Source organism: Pseudomonas sp. R28(2017) (assembly GCF_002112505.1).
Taxonomy (GTDB): domain Bacteria; phylum Pseudomonadota; class Gammaproteobacteria; order Pseudomonadales; family Pseudomonadaceae; genus Aquipseudomonas.
The window spans coordinates 442034-458598 of sequence record NZ_NEHW01000001.1; the positions used below are offsets into that span (position 1 = coordinate 442034).

The 16565-nt window shown below is 63.8% G+C and carries 16 protein-coding genes; 4 read left to right on the top strand and 12 right to left on the bottom strand.

The window, feature by feature from the left end; all coding sequences use genetic code 11:
* Positions 1-125: 125 nt before the first annotated feature.
* The 3 genes from CAF78_RS02000 to gabP all read right to left on the bottom strand — a co-directional run bounded on the left by CAF78_RS02000 (position 126) and on the right by gabP (position 3928).
* Complete coding sequence (locus CAF78_RS02000; protein ID WP_085675734.1) at positions 126-1445, bottom strand: FAD-binding oxidoreductase; 1320 nt, start codon at positions 1443-1445, stop codon at positions 126-128.
* A 61-nt stretch (positions 1446-1506) separates the two neighbouring features.
* Positions 1507-2223: a GntR family transcriptional regulator gene (locus CAF78_RS02005; protein WP_085675733.1), complete on the bottom strand. Its 717-nt coding sequence runs from the start codon at positions 2221-2223 to the stop codon at positions 1507-1509.
* Between the two features lie 307 nt (positions 2224-2530).
* Complete coding sequence (gene gabP, locus CAF78_RS02010) at positions 2531-3928, bottom strand: GABA permease (RefSeq protein WP_085675732.1); 1398 nt, start codon at positions 3926-3928, stop codon at positions 2531-2533.
* A gap of 260 nt (positions 3929-4188) precedes the next feature.
* On the opposite strand from gabP, the gene CAF78_RS02015 reads away from it, so the two are divergent.
* A complete protein-coding gene (locus CAF78_RS02015; RefSeq protein ID WP_085675731.1) occupies positions 4189-4530 on the top strand; it encodes a DUF2892 domain-containing protein in 342 nt (113 codons plus the stop codon).
* 102 nt (positions 4531-4632) lie between these two features.
* Here CAF78_RS02015 and CAF78_RS02020 read toward each other — a convergent pair whose 3' ends face one another.
* Both CAF78_RS02020 and CAF78_RS02025 read right to left on the bottom strand, forming a co-directional pair.
* Entirely contained in the window at positions 4633-5841 is a 1209-nt protein-coding gene (locus tag CAF78_RS02020) for a hypothetical protein (protein ID WP_085675730.1), read from the bottom strand.
* 40 nt (positions 5842-5881) lie between these two features.
* Complete coding sequence (locus CAF78_RS02025) at positions 5882-6331, bottom strand: YcgN family cysteine cluster protein (RefSeq protein ID WP_085675729.1); 450 nt, start codon at positions 6329-6331, stop codon at positions 5882-5884.
* A gap of 145 nt (positions 6332-6476) precedes the next feature.
* On the opposite strand from CAF78_RS02025, the gene CAF78_RS02030 reads away from it, so the two are divergent.
* Positions 6477-7070, top strand: a complete 594-nt coding sequence (locus CAF78_RS02030) for a nitroreductase family protein (RefSeq protein ID WP_085675728.1) — start codon at positions 6477-6479, stop codon at positions 7068-7070.
* A 103-nt stretch (positions 7071-7173) separates the two neighbouring features.
* Here CAF78_RS02030 and CAF78_RS02035 read toward each other — a convergent pair whose 3' ends face one another.
* The 5 genes from CAF78_RS02035 to CAF78_RS02055 form a co-directional block, all read right to left on the bottom strand.
* The gene (locus CAF78_RS02035) at positions 7174-8106 is read right to left on the bottom strand and encodes a D-2-hydroxyacid dehydrogenase (protein WP_085675727.1); all 933 of its coding nucleotides are present in this window, start codon (positions 8104-8106) and stop codon (positions 7174-7176) included.
* A gap of 2 nt (positions 8107-8108) precedes the next feature.
* Positions 8109-8402 (bottom strand): YcgL domain-containing protein, encoded by a 294-nt coding sequence (locus CAF78_RS02040; RefSeq protein ID WP_085675726.1) that lies wholly within the window; start codon positions 8400-8402, stop codon positions 8109-8111.
* The gene (rnd, locus tag CAF78_RS02045; protein ID WP_085675725.1) at positions 8399-9532 is read right to left on the bottom strand and encodes a ribonuclease D; all 1134 of its coding nucleotides are present in this window, start codon (positions 9530-9532) and stop codon (positions 8399-8401) included. The genes CAF78_RS02040 and rnd overlap by 4 nt, the downstream gene beginning before the upstream one ends.
* 89 nt (positions 9533-9621) lie before the next feature.
* On the bottom strand, positions 9622-11259 hold the full coding sequence (locus tag CAF78_RS02050) for a phosphoethanolamine transferase (protein WP_085675913.1): 1638 nt from the start codon (positions 11257-11259) through the stop codon (positions 9622-9624).
* A 165-nt stretch (positions 11260-11424) separates the two neighbouring features.
* The gene (locus CAF78_RS02055; RefSeq protein WP_085675724.1) at positions 11425-11790 is read right to left on the bottom strand and encodes a 5-carboxymethyl-2-hydroxymuconate Delta-isomerase; all 366 of its coding nucleotides are present in this window, start codon (positions 11788-11790) and stop codon (positions 11425-11427) included.
* Positions 11791-11907: 117 nt separating this feature from the next.
* Between CAF78_RS02055 and CAF78_RS02060 the strand changes: the two genes are divergently transcribed.
* Positions 11908-12144 carry a YdcH family protein gene (locus CAF78_RS02060; RefSeq protein ID WP_085675723.1) on the top strand — a complete coding sequence of 79 codons (237 nt, stop codon included), beginning with the start codon at positions 11908-11910 and terminating at the stop codon, positions 12142-12144.
* A gap of 106 nt (positions 12145-12250) precedes the next feature.
* On the opposite strand, the gene CAF78_RS02065 is transcribed toward CAF78_RS02060, so the two are convergent.
* A complete protein-coding gene (locus tag CAF78_RS02065; RefSeq protein WP_085675722.1) occupies positions 12251-13435 on the bottom strand; it encodes a PLP-dependent aspartate aminotransferase family protein in 1185 nt (394 codons plus the stop codon).
* 125 nt (positions 13436-13560) lie between these two features.
* On the opposite strand from CAF78_RS02065, the gene CAF78_RS02070 reads away from it, so the two are divergent.
* On the top strand, positions 13561-14022 hold the full coding sequence (locus CAF78_RS02070; RefSeq protein WP_085675721.1) for an Lrp/AsnC family transcriptional regulator: 462 nt from the start codon (positions 13561-13563) through the stop codon (positions 14020-14022).
* A 119-nt stretch (positions 14023-14141) separates the two neighbouring features.
* On the opposite strand, the gene CAF78_RS02075 is transcribed toward CAF78_RS02070, so the two are convergent.
* Positions 14142-16472, bottom strand: coding sequence for an FdhF/YdeP family oxidoreductase (locus CAF78_RS02075; RefSeq protein WP_085675720.1), 2331 nt, complete (start codon positions 16470-16472; stop codon positions 14142-14144).
* Positions 16473-16565: the final 93 nt, after the last annotated feature.

The window sequence follows — 16565 nt, forward strand, 5'->3', positions numbered from 1 at the left end:
TGAAAACACACTTCAGCCCCGGGTGATCGGACTGCCCGTCTCGATCATCAAATTCGGGCAAAGCGCGCCCGTGCCGGCTAAATACGACCGGCGTTAAAAGTTCTTTGGCCTAACTCAGGTGACGGTCAGCTTTCCTTGCCTGCGCGGAACTGCCCCCACATCAGGTTAGCGTTCAAGCCCAGCGAAACCAGGGGCTGCGGCGGGTTCGCACAAGGCCCGGGGGCATTGAGCAGAAACTCGATGAGTTCGTTCTTGTCGCCCGCCAGCCAGTCGGCCAGCAACTTGCCGGTGACCGTGCCACGGGTAACGCCCAGGCCATTGCAGCACAAGGCGCCCACCACGTTCGGCGCCAACTTGCCAAAGAAGCCCATGTGGTTGCGCGACAACGCCAGTGCACCGCCCCAGGTGTATTCGAAGTTCACACCGGGCAACATCGGGAAGCGCCGGGCAAAGGATTCGCGGTGGCGCTCGACGAAGCGCTCCAGGTACTTGCGGTTGCTGCGCCCGTCCGGGTTGTAGCTGAAGCTGTTGCGGATCAGCAGGCGATTGTCGACGGTACGGCGCATGGTGGTGCCGAACGGGTCGGCCGGGATCACGCCCCAGTAGGGCTTGCCACCCAGGCGCGCCTGCTCGTCCTCGGTCAGCGGGCGGGTGATGCTGCCGTAGGTGAACACCGGCAGCATGCGGCCCTTGAGGAAGCCGAAGCTCATGCCGAAGGCATTGGTGGTGAGCACCAGCTTGTCGGCCGTGATCGAGCCGTTGGCGTGGCGCAGCACGACCTTGTCGCCGTACTCGACGTCGGTGATCGGTGTGTGTTCGTAGAGGGAAACGTTACTCGGCAAGCTGTCGGCCAGGCCTTTCACCAGCGCCGAAGGCTGCAGCAGCGCCGTGCCGGGGGTGAACAGGCCCTTGCGGTAGAAGTGCGTGCCGATGTGTTCGGGCAGGTCGCGCCCTTCGATCACTTCATACGGCTGGCCGAGCTTGTCCAGGCCACGGCGATAGGCATCCAGCACGGCGATGCCACGGTCCTCGATGGCGGCCTGGTACTTGCCGCAATGGCGGAACTGGCACTCGATGTCGTAGCGCTCGATCAGTTCCTTGAGGTACGCCTGGCCACCCAGGTTGAGCTTGAGCACGGTCTTGGCGATGTCGATGTCGCCAATGTAGTCCTCGGCGCCAATGTCGTGCGGCAGGTCGATGGCGAAACCGGCGTTGCGCCCGGAGGTGCCGAAACCGACCTCCTGGGCCTCGACCAGCACGATCTCGTCGTCGGGGAAGTTCGTTGCCAGCTGGCGTGCGGCCGCCAGCCCGGTGAAACCGGCACCGACCACCACCCAGCGCGCCTGGCTGTGGCCACTGTGGGCCGGCCTCGGCGTGCGAGGTTTGCTCAGGTGATACCAACCACAGGTGGCATCATCGGCAGGTAACGAACTTATTCTTGTCATCTCACTAACCTGGTTCTCGTTTTCGACGGGTGGTCAGCGCCGGTGGCGACGACCGGGTAACTCATATCTGAATCGGTACATCCAGCCCTTGCGGTGCGGCGTATTCGGCCATGCGCCGACGGGACAGCTCGAAGTGCTCACGCACCAACTGGCCGGCAGCCTGTGGGTCACGGCGTTCGATGGCTTCGATCATCTGATCGTGCTGCTCGCAGGCGACTTCGAGGTCACGCTGCATGTCGTCGGTGGTCGGGTGGCGGTAGAAGATCTTGCCCAGGCGGGTATGGTCGATCAGCAGGCGGCGCAGGCTCGGCAACAGGTAGTCGTTGTGCGCCATCTTGCCGATCTCCAGGTGGAAGGCGTCGTTGTAGAGCACGCGGTTTTCCACGTCGCGCTCTTCGATGGCCTGGCGGAACTGGGCCTGGATGCCCTTGAGCGTTTCGATTTCCGCTGCCGAGGCGTTGGTCGCGGCCAGCTGGGTGGTGGCGACGTAGACCAGCGGCGCGGCGACGAAGAAGCTGTGCAGCGACTCGTGGTTCATCGCGGCGACACGTGGCGCGCGGTTGGCCTCCAGCTCGATGTAGCCTTCCGCGGCAATCTGGCGCAGCAGCTCACGCACCGGGGGGCGCGACAGGCCGAACTCGTCGCACAGGGCCAGTTCGTCCACCACCGCGCCCGGGGCCAGTTCCATGCTGAGGATCCGGCGGCGCAGCGCTTCGGCAAGGACGGCTTTGCGGTCCTGCGGCACCTCTGCAGCGAGTGGTTGGACGGTGGCTTTCATGGCGGCCTTCTTTGTTGTCATAGCGCTATGTCTACTATTTGTATAACGACTATAGGGCACTGTTAGACAATGTGTCTACAGCATTTTCGATGAACGGCGAAATCTCTCGAGGCCTTTGTTTTAAAGGGTTTGAGGGAGTCACAGGGGGGTGATTAAACACCCTCGAGGCTGCATTGCCAAACCGGACAGGTAATTATCCAGACCCGACAGATACACAAGATGCAGTGGCCACGACTTGCCCGCGAAGCGGCTGGCACAAACAACAAAGCCATCTGCAGGCAGATGGCTTTGTTTGATTTCCCCGTCATCAGACCGCGGCTAACGCCTCGCGCCGCTCATGCCGGCGGCTGGTAATCACCCCCAGCACCAGGATCACCAGCGCCAAGGCCAGGGTCAGCGACACTTCCATCCGGTGCTGCGGCATCACGAACATGGTGCCCAACGCGAACACGATGAACCCGATCACCGCATAGGTCAGCCATGGATACAGCCACATCTTGAAGGCGATCTCGACCTGCTGGCGTTGGAGGATGGCGCGCATGCGCAGCTGCGAGAACGCGATGGCCAGGTACACCAGCAGGGCGATCGAGCCGGAGCTGGCCAGCAGGAAGGCGAACACCTCGGCGGGGGCGAAGTAGTTGACGATGGTCGCCAGCATGCCGATCAGCGTGCTGCCGATCACCGCCGCACGGGGTACGCCAACCTTGGAGGTGCGCTGAATGAAGCCAGGGGCGTCTCCACGTTTGCTCAGCGAATAGAGCATGCGCGAGGAAATGTAGATCGACGAGTTCAGGCAGCTGGCCACCGCCACCAGCACCACCATGTCCACCAGCAGTTTGGCATACGGGATGTGCATGATTTCCAGCACACGCTGATAGGAACCCTGCACCGGCAGCAGCGGGTCGTTCCAGGGCACCACCGAAATGATCACGAAGATCGACAGCAAGTAGAACACGCTGATGCGCCAGATCACCGAGCGGGTGGCCCTGGCGATGTTGCGCGCCGGGTCCTTGGACTCCGAGGCGGCGATGGTCACCGCTTCGGTGCCCAGGTAGCTGAACATGGTGGTGAGCAACGCACCGATGATTGCCGTCCAGCCGTTGGGCATGAACCCGCCCTGCGCGTCCAGCAGGCGCGGCAGGCCACTGACTTCGCGGCCCGGCAACACGCCGGCCAGCGCTGCGGCACCGAGGGCGATGAAGGCGACGATGGCGATGACCTTGAGCATGGCGAACCAGAACTCGAATTCGCCGTACTTGGCCACGCTGAAGAGGTTGGTGGCGGTCAGCAGCACGGTCATGCTCAGGGCGAAGAACCAGGCATCGATGTGTGGGAACCAGTTGTTGAGCACCACGCCGGCGGCGATGGCTTCGATGGGGATGACCAGTACCCAGAACCACCAGTACAGCCAACCGATGGTAAACCCGGCCCAGCGCCCGATGGCGCGGTCGGCATAGGTGGAGAAGGAGCCCGTGTCGGGGCTGGCGACCGCCATTTCCCCGAGCATGCGCATCACCAGCACGACCAGCGCACCGGCCAACGCATAGGCGATGATGGCTGAAGGCCCGGCGGCGGCGATGGCGTGCCCGGAGCCGATGAACAGCCCGGCGCCGATCACCCCGGCGATCGAAAGCATGGTCACGTGGCGTTGCTTGAAGCCTTGCGCCAGCTGATTGCCGGCGCCACTCGCGCTTGTCATTGTCATCCTGAACCCTGCTGTTGTTCTTTTGTGGAGGGGACGTGAAGCTCCTGGGTCGAAACCCAGCGTGGATGAGCTTCGCGCGGGAACAGTTAATCGTGCGGCAGCCCGCTTCAGTTGCCCGTATCCGCCAGACAGTTGACCAGACCGGACATCGACGCGGGCGCAATGCCCGGTGCAGAGCCTTCGCGACCGCCCGGCACAGCGAATGAACGCCGGCCGCCATGGACGGGTCAGCTGCTTACATTCCACAAGGAGGGCTCACCATGCTCGATATCCATTCCGCCCCGGGCTCGCGGGCGCACAATGTCCACGGCCTGGAACGCGCCGGCTCACTGGCCGGCGGCGCGCTGATGTTCAGCAAGGGGCTGCGCCACGGTGGCCTGATCGGGCTGTTGCAGATGGTCGTGGGTGGCCTGGCGGTGGCCCGCGGGGTCAGCGGGCATTGCTCGACCAAGGCCTGGTGGTCGAAGCATCGGCAGGAGTATCACCGCTTGCGTTCGGATATACAGCGCAGTGCGGCGGAGCTTGAGGTACTCAGGGCCAGTGCCGAGGCAGCTACCCGCGGGGTGACGGTGACCGGGAAGGATCCGTTGACCGGCAATTGAATCTGCTTTGCCTGTACTGGCCTCTTCGCGGGCAAGCCCGCTCCCACAGGGCCACCGTAGCCCTTGTGGGAGCGGGCTTGCCCGCGAAGAGGCCGGTGCAGGTTAGCGCAGGGCCTTGCTCTGCAGCACGTCGGAGCGGCGCCCCAGCACGTTCTCGCTGATCTGCACGAACTCTTCGGTGCTGACGCTGGGCAGGCGCATCAGCGCCCGGGTCACGTCGTCCAGCGAGCGCTTGGCCTGGGTATGGATACGGATCTCCTTGTCCAGCGCCTGCAACAACATCACCCCGCGGGCCACCTGCGCCGGGCTGGCGTGCTCGGCGCGCAGCTGGGTGACCTTGCCGCCCAGCTTCTGCAGGCGCGCCTGCCACACCTCGTACCGGTCGTCGCTGATGCCCCCGGCACGGCGCAACAGCTCTGTGGCGTAGTACTCGGTCAGGCCCTGCCCCAGCCAGTCGCTGTTGTCGCGAACACGAACCTGCGCAAACAGCTGCACCAGCTCGCGCAACAGCGGGCTGCTGCCATTCTCGCTGACCATCGGCCGGCTGCTGTGCAGGTAGATCGAAGCGTCGGCCGTCATCGCCCCGCGCCACATGCCATCACGGGCGCCCACCAGCAGCAGCTTGGCCGGGTTGCGCGGGAACACTGCCTGCAACTGCGGCCAGATGAAGGTCAGCAGGGTCAGGCTGTCCATCCGCCGCATGCCCTGCCCCACTGGCGCGGCCACGGTAACGTCGGTCTCGCCGAGGCGGGCACGGCGGCTGCCAAGATCGCCGGCAAGCATCCAGCCGGTCGGGCGGTCGAACAGGCGAGACACGTTGTCGATACGGAACTTGTCCTTGCCGATGCGCGGCCAGGCCGTTTCGATGCTCTTCCAGCCTTCGGGCAAGTCGACCGTCAAACGCGCCACCAGCTCGGTACCGTCCTGCTGGTCGAGACGTGCCGGCGGCACCAGCTGATCACCCAGGAACAGCGCCCAATGCGGGGTGATGCGCGTGGAGTAGGCGCCGCTGCGCAGTTTCTGGTCCAGCTTTACCCGGTAGCTGAGGCTGGTCTTGCCCGCCGCCGGCTGCCACACGCCGCGTTCGCCCTGTTGCTGCCACTGGCCATCGGCCTGGAAGCCACTGTAGGCGCCGGCCTTGCCCAGGTCGAAATCCAGGCTGCGCACGGCACTGCCTTCAGCCAGGGTCAGGCGGACTTCGGCCTGGCCGTTGGCAGGCAGCAGGCGCACCTGGTAATCGAGGTCGACTTTTTTCGCCCAGGCCGGCGAAGCGGCCACAAGGCCGAGGAGCAACAACCACTGGCAACGCATACCGAAACTCCTTGTTCCTCAGAGGCGACGGGGGCGCCGTTCAGCTGGCGCGGAAAATCAGGTGGTCTTCCCAGTCGTCTTCGTCCACATCATGTTCACTGAGCATACGCCCCGCCTGCGAAATGCGCTGTTCATGCACCTGTTTGCGGTCACCACAGACCAGGTGGTGCCACTCGGGCAGGTCCTTGCCCTCGCTGACCAGGCGGTAACCACAGGTGCTCGGCAGCCATTTGAACTGGTCGGCCTTGCCCGGAGTGAGCTGGATGCAGTCCGGCACATGGGCGAAGCGGTTGGGGTAGTCGCTGCACTGGCAGGTATCGCGGTCGAGCAGCTTGCAGGCGATGCGTGTGTAATAGACGCTGTTGTCGTCTTCGTCCTCGAGCTTTTGCAGGCAGCACAGGCCGCAGCCGTCACACAGCGACTCCCATTCTTGCGGGCTGAGTTGTTCGAGGGTCTTGCGCCGCCAGAACGGCGCGCTGTCAGCGATCATCACACGGGTTTCCTGCAGTCATCTTCAGGCCGCGGCGCGCGGCGGCGCCAGTCTAGAGCCTGGCCTTCGGCAACGCCAGACCGCTTGTCAGTGCCAGGCGGACGCAGTAGCGTGCGTGTTTTGCCATCCACTTGCAGGAGCCGCCATGAGCGCCACCCCCCGCATTGCCGATTACGCCATCAACGAGCAGTTCATCAACCGCTGGTCGCCGCGCGCCTTCACCGCCGAACCGATCAGCGAAGAAACCCTGCTGAGCTTCCTCGAAGCGGCACGCTGGGCGCCGTCGGCCTTCAACTCGCAGCCTTGGCGCTTCCTTTATGCACGCCGCGACACGCCGAGCTGGGAGCGTTACCTCAGCCTGCTGGTGCCTTTCAACCGCAGCTGGGCGCAGCAGGCGTCGGCGCTGGTGCTGATCATTTCCAAGACCACCTTCGCCGCGCCGGGCGCCAGCGAAGAAAAGCCCGCGCTGTGGCACACCTTCGATACCGGTTCCGCCTGGGGCCACCTGGCGCTGCAGGCCAGCATCAGCGGCTGGCATACCCACGGCATGGCCGGGTTCGACCAGGCCCTGGCACGCCAGGAGCTGAAGATTCCAGAGGGGTATGAGCTGCATGCCATGGTGGCGATCGGCAAGCTGGGCGACAAGGCCAGCCTGGACGAGGCGCTGCAGGCCCGTGAAGTGCCAAGCCCGCGCCGGCCGCTGAGCGAGCTGGCGGCTGAGGGTGATTTCAGCCTGTAAGTAATTTGCTGGTTTCTTCGCGGGCACGCCCGCTCCCACAGGGAAAGCGCGATCCTTGTGGGAGCGGGCGTGCCCGCGAAGAGGCCGGTTCAGGCTAACGAAGTCAGTAGCCCCGGGCGAAGTCGACTTCGCCGCGCAACCCCTGCCCCTCTGCATACGCCCGCATATTTTCGGCAAACAACCGCACCATCGCCGCCGGCGAGGTCGGCGCCGAGCTGTGCCCGGTCAGCAGCAATCCCCAGGCGGTCCAGAACGGATGCCGTTGCGGCAGCGGCTCCTGCCGGCACACGTCGATCACCGCCCCGGCCAGATGCCCCTCCTTCAACGCTTCGACCAGGTCGGCATCGACCACCGCCGCGCCGCGCCCGGCATTGATGAACAACGCCGTGGGCTGGAAGCAGCGCAGCAGCGCCGCGTCATACAGGTCATGGGTTGCCGGCGTGTCCGGCAGCAGGTTGAGCACGTAATCCACCTGCCCGACCAGGCGCGGCAAATCCGCCAGCCCTGCCACCTCGACGAACGGCGCCTGCTCACGGGCACTGCTGGCGATGCCGTAAAGGCTCACGCCAAACGGCACGAGGAACTCGGCCACGCGCTGGCCGATATCGCCGGTGCCGACGATCAGCACCTTGCGCCCTTCCAGGGTACGCCCCGGGCGGTCATCCCAGCGGCGCTCGACCTGGCTGACCAGGCGCGAAAGCACTTCGCGCTCGTGGCCTAGCATGTAGGTCAGCATGTACTCGGCCATCACCTGGCCGAAGATGCCCACGGCGCGGGTCAGGCGGTAGTCACGCGGCAAGCCCTCGGCCAGCAATGGCGTGATACCGGCCCAGGTCGATTGCATCCACTGCGGCTTGTGGCCCTGGCGCAACAGGCTCGCCAACAGGTCCGGCTGGCCCAGCCAGACCGGGCACTGCGGTGCCTGGCGGGCCAGTTCGGCGGAGTCGCCGCTGGTCAGTATTTGCAGATGCGGTGCTGCTTCACGCAATAGCTCGGCGTATCGAGCATGATCATGCTCTGCGATCAGTACACGCATGATCAGACCGGGTCGTTACGGCGCAGCAGCTCTTCGGGCAAGTGCTCGATGTACTCGTCCTCGGCCGGTGGCATCTGCAAGTGATAACCCTGGCTATCGAGGTTTTCCAGGACCTTGGCGATGTCCTCGCGGGCCAGTTGGCGCTCCGGGGTCAACACCAGGTCGAAGGCATGCTTCGGGGTACCGAAGAACGGCAGCAGGCCTTCGGGCACGCGCTCCAGGCCATCGGCCTTGAGCACGTAGAGGTACATCTCGTTCTTGCGTGGGCTCTTGTAGATCGAGCAGATACGTTTCATTGCTTGTCTCCGGCGCCTGCGAGGTCGTCCAGCAGGGCCTGGCCCATCCGCTCACGGCGCCAGCCGCGCAGCGAATCGGGCAGTTGGTAGGGGCCGTTGGGGTAGCCGCTCTTGAGCAGGGCTTCCAGGGCTTTCTTGCGCAGCATCAGCTCGGGGGCGATGCCCAGGCGCTCGCCTTCGGCCTGGCCGATGGCGCGCAGGCGCTTGAGGATACCGGCGGCTTCGATCGGCAGCGGCTCAGGCAGCGGCTGTGGCCAGTGCTCGGACGGCTGGCTGCCGGCGCGCTTGATCAGCTCGAGCAGGAAGGCGCCGTCCTGGCGGATGGTGCGCGGGTGCATTTCTTCGATCTTGGCCAGGGCCGACAGGTTGTCAGGCTGGCTCTTGGCCATGGGCCACAGCGAGTGTTCCTTGAGGATGCGGTTGCGCGGCACATCACGGCTGCGCGCTTCACGCTCGCGCCAGGCGCACAGTTCGCGCAGCACCGCCAGCTGCTGGCGGCCAAGCTTCCAGGCGAGCTTGACGTCGCGGTACAAGGTCTCGGGTTCGACTTCGCGGCGCAGTGCGGCCACCAGCTCGGCACCGTCGTCCAGCACCCAGGCGTATTTGTCGCCGGCCAGGCGTGGCTGCAGGGCGGCGAACAGTTCGGCCAGGTGCACGGCATCTTCGGCGGCGTAGCTGACCTGGGTTTCCGACAGCGGGCGCTGCAGCCAGTCGGAGCGGGTTTCACCCTTGGGCAGCTCGATGCCCAGCACTTCCTGCACCAGCCGTGAATAACCCATGGAGAAGCCCAGGTTCAGGTAGCCGGCGGCCAGCTGGGTGTCGAACAACGGTTGCGGCAGCTTGCCGGTCAGGCGCAGCAGCACTTCGAGGTCTTCGCTGCAGGCATGCAGCACCTTGACCACACGGCTGTCGTCGAGCAGTTCGCCCAGCGGCTGCCAGTTGCCGATCAGCAGCGGGTCGATGAGGAAAGCCCGCTGCCCGTCACCGACCTGGACCAGGCCGGCTTTCGGGTAGAAGGTGTCGACCCGCATGAATTCGGTGTCGAGCGCCACGAAGGGCAGTTCACGCCACTTGCGGCAGTGTTCGGCCAGGGTCTGGTCGTCACGGATCCAGTGAATTTCGATGGCCACAAGGCTCTCCCACAAACATTGGCGCGCAGTATATACGGCGCGGGCCCTGCTGGTGAAACCTGCGCCATCCCTGGATTAGATGAACGGCCTCAGCGCTGGGCGGCCAACCACGGCCGGCAGCTGGCAAACATGTCCAGCGACTGCTGGTAGACCTCGGTGTGCACCTGCAGCAGGCCCAGCATCGAGTGGAACAGGTTGTCCTGCGACAGTGGTGCATCGCCGAGCTTGGCAAGGCAATCGGTGTCGAGGCCGAAATCTTCCTTGTAGCTGTCGGAGAACCAGGTCAGCAATGGCACATGCTTCTGTTGTTCCGGGGCGATGGCATACGGGGTGCCGTGCAGGAACAGGTTGTACTCGCCCAGCGACTCGCCATGGTCGGACAGGTAGATCATCGCCGTGTCGACTTTGTCCTGCTTGCTGCGCAGGGTATCGATCAGCGAGGACAACACCTTGTCAGTGTAGGCCAGGGTGTTGTCGTAGCCGTTGATGATTTCCTGTTCGCTGCACTGGTTCAGCGCGTTGCTCTGGCACACCGGGGTGAAGCGCTCGCCGCCTTTGGGGTAGCGCTTGAAGTACTCGGGGCCGTGGCTGCCCATCTGGTGCAGCACCAGCACGGTGTCCTTGTCGAGGTTGTCGATCAGCTCGCCCAGGCCTTGCAGCAGGATTTCGTCATGGCATTCGCCGCTGGCGCACAGCTGCGGGTCCTTGAGGTTGCTGACGTCGATGAACTGCACGCGGTCGCAGGTGCCTTTGCAGCCGGACTGGTTGTCACGCCACTGCACGGCCAGGCCGGCACGCTGGAGGATGTCCAGCAGCCCTTCGCGGTTCTTCGCCACGCGAGCGTCGTATTCCTTGCGTTTCATGCCAGAGAACATGCACGGCACCGAAACGGCGGTTTCAGTACCGCAGGAATGCACATCGGTGAAACTCAGCAGGCCCTGCTGCCTGGCAAGGTTCGGGGTGGTATCGCGGTCATAGCCCAGCACGCCGAAGTGATCGGCCCGGGCACTTTCGCCCACCACCAGCACGGTGAGCGATTTACGCTCGTGCTTCTGCCAGGCCGCATCGCGCTTGGCATCTTCGCCATAATGCTGGAACGGGCGCGCTGCGGTACCGACGCGCTCGTTGACATAACTGATAGTCGCGCCGACGACATTGCTCGGGGTGAGCATCAGGCGCAGTTCGTGGTGGTTGCGAAACAGCGACGACAACCCTTGATAGTTGACCAGGGCCACCGACCCCAGCGCCACCACGCAGGCGCCGCTCACCACCAGTTTGCCCAGCAGTTCGCGGTGCCACGGGCGGTAGGCGATCGGCGCTTTCCATAGCAGCACCGACGGCAATACGCCAAGCAACAGAATATAGGCTGCAAACTTGAACGACATCAGATCGCGCACTTCCGCAACATTGGTCTCGGCCATGTTGCGGAACATGCCGGCATCAATAAGCACGCCGTACTGGTTCATGAAGTAAGCGGCACTCGCGCCACTCACGAACAACACGATCAATAGTGGCTTCAATACATAGCGGAAGGCGACCAACGTCAACACCAGGTTGAACGCGAACAACATCAGCACGGCGAACGCAAGACTCAGCCAAAGCCCCGACACCCCGGCGGGCACCACCTCTTGCAGGTGCTGCCAGAGGAACATGTTGAGACCAACCAGCAGGTAAACGCTGGCCATCAGCGTGACCCATTCAGTCCGCAGGGATTTGAAGTTGAGCATCGGCATTCGCAATCAAGAGTAATTATCAACCCCCAGGCCTGATGGCACCGTGGGAAAGTCGCGGAACTCTAGAAAGCGCACCATCAATTTTTCGTGAAAAAGACGGTAACAAATTCGTAAGCCGATGCATTTTTCTACATTAAATTAACTTCATTCAGCATGCGTTCAGCCGGGCAGGCGCAGTTTGGCATAGGGTTCGCGATCGATGTCGAGCACCTCGACGCACAGCTGGACGTCCACGCCGGCCTGCGCCGGGATGGCTTCGCGCAGCACCTCGAGCAAGCTGCCGGACAACTGCTGCTTCACCTCTGGCGAGCGGCCACTGAGTATCGCCAGGCGCACATGGGCGAAGGCCCGCTCACCTGGCGCAGTACCCACCCGGTACTGTTTGAAGGCCTGGGCCCGGCTCTTGATGTCGGCCTCGTCGGCGAACTGGCCACTGCCGACCAGGGTGTGGTTCAGGCGCAGCAGCAGCACATCGACATTCAGATCGCGCAGGTTGTCGCTGTATTCCAGGTTCAGGTGAGGCATGGCGCAGGTTCCAGGCACGGGGAAGGATGCGACAGCCTACCCCAGTCCCCCACCTGCGCAAAGGCGGCTATCCTCAAAGGTCAGGACCTTACCGACAACCCTGACAGAGGTGAAGAAATGCCAGTTCCGCATGATCTGCTCGCTGACCTGCACGTTACCGCTGACGCATTCCAGGCACTCATAGACAAGGACCAGACGCTTCATTCGCTGCACAAGGAATACAACGCCAAGGACAAAGAGGTGTTGGCTGCCGAGGGCAATGGCACCAACGACGAGGCGGTCAACCGCCTGCGCAAGGAAAGGCTACTGATCAAGGACAAGATCGAACGGATAATCCATCCGCCGAAGGCCTGACAATCCTTTATTGAATTCACCGTCCCTATCGCGAGCTGCGCTCGCTCCTACAGGATTACACATGCCCCGTAGGAGCGAGCGCAGCTCGCGATAGGGCCAGCAGCCCTTACACTGCAGCCGAAGCCTTCAACGCGCAATCCAGGTCGTCGATCAGGTCGCGGTAATCCTCGATCCCCACCGACAACCGCAGCAGGTTCTCGCTGATCCCCATCTCGCCCTTTTGCGCCGGGCTCAACGAGTTGTGCGACATGCTCCAGGAGTGGTTGATCATGCTCTCCACCCCACCCAGCGAGTCGGCGAGCACAAAGATCTGCAATGCCTCGACCAGGCGGTTGAGCGCAGCCCGGTCGGCACCCTTGACCTTCATCGCCACCACGGCCCCGCCTGCCCGCATCTGGCGCTTGCACAGTGCATGTTGCGGATGGCTTTCCAGGCCCGGGTAATACACCTGCTCGACCTGCGGGTGGCCTTCGAGGAAGCGCGCCACCTGCAGCGCGTTGGCGCACTGGCGCTCCATGCGCACATCCAGGGTCTTCAGCCCACGCAGGGCCAGGTAGCAGTCGAACGGCCCCTGGATCGCCCCGACTGCCATGCTGATCTTGCGCAGCCGCGCCAGCAGGCCGTCGTTGGCGGCGACCACCACACCCCCGGTAAGGTCGGAATGGCCGCCGATGTACTTGCTTGCCGAATGCATCACCAGGTCCACGCCGAGGGTGATCGGCCGCTGGTTCCACGGCGAGCAGAAGGTGTTGTCGATACAGGTGAGGATGCCGCGGGCACGGGCCAGGTCGCAGACCGCCTTGATGTCCACCAGGTGCAGCAGCGGGTTGGTCGGTGATTCGATCCAGATCAGTTGGGTCCCTGGCTTGATCGCAGCCGCCACCGCCGCGATGTCATTCAGGTCGACATAGGTGGTGGTGAGCCCCGAGGTGCGCCCGCGGTAGTCTTCGAGGATACGGAAGGTACCGCCGTAAACACCATTCATCACCACCACGTGGGCGTCCTTGGGCAGCAGCTCCAGCACTGTGGCGGTGGCATTCACCCCCGAAGCACAGGCCACCGCACCAACCCCCTCCTCCAGCGCGGCAACACAGCTTTCGTAGGCATGCCGGGTCGGGTTTCCGACGCGGCTGTAGGCATACTCAGGGTTATCGTCGAGGCTGCGCTTGATGTACGAACTGGCGGTGTAGATGGGCGGGAAGATGGCGTTATCGGCAACGCTGAACTGCTCGCCAGCGTGGATGGTACGGGTGGCGAAATTACGCGGCTTGTCGGACATGGTCGGGCCCATTGGCAGGATTCAAGCCTGCAACTATGGCAACAACCTGGCGCGGCGGCAATGGCAGGCCAGTGCAGGATATTTTCCTAGGCCTGGGGTAATCTGAAGAAAATTTTTCTCGACGGTTTGACCTTGCCATGGACAGTTTCGACCAACACATCCTCACCCTGCTGCAGCGCGACGCCTCGATCTCGCTCAAGGACCTGGCCGAAGCGGTCAACCTGTCGACCACGCCGTGCTGGAAGCGGGTCAAGCGCCTGGAAGAAGACGGCTACATCCTCGGCCGTGTCGCCCTGCTCGACCCCGAACGCCTGGGGCTGGGGCTGACCGTGTTCGTCCAGCTCAAGACCCAGCGCCACGACAGCGCCTGGCTGGAGCAGTTCGCGGCCACGGTCAAGGGGTTCGAAGAGGTGATGGAGTTCTACCGGATGTCCGGGGACTGGGACTACATGCTGCGGGTGGTGGTAGGCGATATCGCAGCCTATGACCGGTTCTACAAGAAGCTGATCAACAGCACCGAGGGGCTGTCGAACATCACCTCCAGTTTTGCCATGGAGCAGATGAAATACACCACTGCTCTGCCGGTGCACCGATCCTGAATCGGTGCTGGATTCTTCGCGGGCACGCCCGCTCCCCACAGGGACGCCAATGATTTCAAGAACTGTGGGAAACCTGTGGGAGCGGGCGTGCCCGCGAAGAGGCCGGCCCAGGCAGCCTATCAATCCGAAGCGAGCACCGCCTCGATCCGGTTCCCGGCCTTGGCTTTCTCTAGCTTGATCGCAATGAACTTGGAGGTCGGTGTATAAGTCCCCTCACCATAACTCTCCAGCGGCACCAGCGGGTTGGTCTCGGGGTAATACGCCGCCGCCTGGCCATCCGGAATGTCGTAAGGCACCAGGCGGAAGCCCGACACCCGCCGCTCCACGCCATCCTCCCACAGCGACACCAGGTCCACGTGCTCGCCCGGCTCGAAGCCCAGGCGGCGGATGTCCGCCTCGCTGACGAACACCACCTCGCGCAGGCCGAATACCCCGCGATAACGGTCATCGAGCCCGTACAGCGTGGTGTTGTACTGGTCGTGCGAACGCATGGTCTGCAGGATCAGGTCCGGCTTGTCACCCCGCGCCAGCACCTTGGCGTTGATCAGTTCCTCAGGCAGGGCATGGGGCATGAAACGCGCCTTGCCGGTGGCTGTGCGGAAGTTGCGATCGGCCGCGTTGTTGCCCAGGTGGAAGCCGCCCGGGTGCTGCAAGCGTTCGTTGAAATTGGAAAAACCCGGGATAACGTCGGCGATCATGCTGCGAATACGGTTGTAGTCGGCGACTGCATACTCCCAGTCGATCGGCTGGTTGCCCAAGGTGGCCTTGGCCATGCCGGCGATGATCCACGGCTCCGAGCGCATGTGTGGCGACCGCGGGCGCAGCTGGCCGTTGGAAATGTGCACCATGCTGAAGGTGTCTTCCACAGTCACGCCTTGCGGCCCCTCGGCCTGCAGGTCGATTTCGGTACGGCCCAGGCACGGCAGAATCAGGGCATCGCGGCCGGTGACCAAGTGCGAGCGGTTGAGCTTGGTGGAAATCTGCACGGTCAGCGCGCACTTGCGCAGCGCCGCGTGGGTGCGCGGGGTGTCCGGCGTGGCTTGGGCGAAGTTGCCGCCCAGGCCGATGAACACCTTGGCCTGCCCCTCTTCCATCGCCTTGATCGCCAGCACCGCGTTGTGCCCGTGGGCGCGCGGCACGCGGAACTTGAAGCGTTTCTCGATGGCATCGAGCAGGGCCGCCTTGGGCTTCTCGTCAATGCCCATGGTGCGGTCACCCTGCACGTTACTGTGGCCGCGCACCGGCGACAGCCCGGCACCAGGCTTGCCGACGTTGCCGCGCAGCAACTGCAGGTTGACGATCTCCTGCACGGTCGGCACCGAATGGCGATGCTGGGTGACACCCATGGCCCAGCACATGATCACCCGTTCGGCCTTGCGGTACATGCGCGCGGCCAGTTCGATCTCGGCCAGGGTCAAGCCCGACTGCTTGACGATGTGCTCCCAAGAGGTGGCATCCACCGCTGCCAGATAGTCATCGAGGCCGCTGGTGTGCTCGGCGATGAAGGCATGGTCGAACACCGCTGGCTCGCCCTTGGCCTGGGCCTCGCGCTCCCACTGCAAGAGGAATTTGGCGATACCGCGCATGGCCGCCATGTCGCCGCCCAGGGCCGGGCGGAAGTAGGCGTTGGTGGTCGGTTCGGAGCCGTTGCTGAGCATCTCGAACGGATGCTGCGGGTGCTGGAAGCGTTCCAGGCCGCGCTCCTTGAGCGGGTTGAAGCACACCACCTGGGCGCCACGCTTGACCGCCTCGCGCAGCGGCTCGAGCATGCGCGGGTGGTTGGTACCGGGGTTCTGGCCGATGACGAAGATCGCGTCGGCCAGCTCCAGGTCGTGGAACACCACGGTGCCCTTGCCCACCCCGAGGGTTTCCGACATGCCGGCGCCGCTGGCTTCGTGGCACATGTTCGAGCAGTCGGGGAAGTTGTTGGTGCCGTAGGCGCGGACGAACAGCTGGTAGAGGAACGCCGCCTCGTTGCTGGCCCGGCCAGAGGTATAGAACTCGGCCTGATCAGGCGAATCGAGCGCGCGCAGGTGCTGGGCGACCAGCTCGAACGCCTCTTGCCAGGTGGTTTCGACATAGTGGTCGGTGGCCGCGTCGTAGCGCATCGGGTGGGTCAGGCGGCCTTGGTATTCGAGCCAGTAGTCAGTCTGGTCGAGCAACGCACTGACGCTGTACCTGGCGAAGAACGCCGGGTCCACCGAGCGGCCGGTGGCTTCCCAGTTCACCGCCTTGGCGCCGTTCTCGCAGAACTTGACCATGTCGCTTTCCGGCGACTCGCCCCAGGCGCAGCCCGGGCAGTCGAAACCACCGTTCTGGTTGGTCTTGAGCATGGCCCGCAGGTTCTTGAAGGCGTTGTCACTGCCCAGCCAGCTCTTGGTCACGCTTTTCAGCGCGCCCCAGCCGGCGGCGGGGCCCTTGTAGTCCCTGATGTGTTGGTCCTGGCTCATGCGGTCAATCCTCACGCTTCGATGCTTTTTTTCAGCCTATGGACCCCGTGATAGTGCCGTCCAATCGAAATGTCTTACCCCTTGATAGGCCAT